Annotated in this window: 2 protein-coding genes; both read right to left on the reverse strand. The window is 29.8% G+C overall.

The genetic code is table 11. The features are described from left to right. Positions 1-100: 100 nt before the first annotated feature. Positions 101-292, reverse strand: a complete 192-nt coding sequence (locus Q5O29_RS01730; protein ID WP_022211304.1) for a hypothetical protein — start codon at positions 290-292, stop codon at positions 101-103. Between the two features lie 14 nt (positions 293-306). Continuing rightward, on the reverse strand, positions 307-998 hold a 692-nt coding region (locus Q5O29_RS01735; RefSeq protein WP_302631573.1), incomplete at its 5' end, for a transposase.

Here is a 998-nt window from a genome sequence, read left to right on the forward strand (position 1 = left end):
AAAAAAGTGGCTTTCGCCACGCTCCCTTCGGGAATTTAATTTTAAGTATTCTAAAAGGCATAGAACTAACATCGGTTCTATGCTATATTTTTCCTATTAATTAATACTTTATTCCGTATACCCCAGTATATTCTTTAGGCCTCATTATTCCTCCGCACTTTTCGCATGAAAAGCATGGCGGTTCATTAATATTGCTTTGATCCATCTCATCAAAGTATTCAACCACTTCTTTAGGTATATTCTCTTTAATCCCACAACTAGTACAAATATATAGTATTTCTTCTGTATTCACTTTATCTCCTCCAACTACGTTGTTTTCGGAATTATTTTACCACCTAATATACGTTTAGTGATAGCGTAATTTTCTAGAATTTCTTCTAATTTATCTTCATTTTCTGATATAATCTTTATTCTTAACCGTTCTCTCATTGATCCATACTTAGGATATACAATGTCATGAAATCTCATCTTATTCTTGCAATTAGGACATTTACACGGATCTACACCTGCTATAGCTAATATTCTATTCTCCCAATTTGCTATAGACTTTCTTATACTTAATATCCTTTTATCTATCATTTTTATAAAATTAACTTTTCCTTTACTTCTTCTAGAATATATTCCAAAATATCTTATCATCTTAAAGTTTTTCTCTGGAATATGCCTGATTATCCTTTTTATAAACTCATATACATGCACAGTCTCAACTATAACCTTATTATCTTCATGTCTAGTATATTTATAAGTTACATTTTTACCATCATATTTAAGTATTCTTGATTCCGCTATCGCAGGACGTCCAACATATCTCCCCACATATTTTGCTGCTATTTTAGCTGATTTTATCTCCGTCTTAGCATGAACATAAAATCCTTTAACCTTTTCTTTATACAATTTATTTTTTATCAATTTTACTTCCTTTGTATTCCCACTTATATTGGTTATTTCATCTAACAAAATTTTTTGCCATCTTTTTCTTAATGATTCATAAGATATGT

Source organism: Clostridium sp. CAG:265 (assembly GCF_000436575.1).
GTDB classification, from domain to species: domain Bacteria; phylum Bacillota; class Clostridia; order Clostridiales; family Clostridiaceae; genus Clostridium; species Clostridium lentum.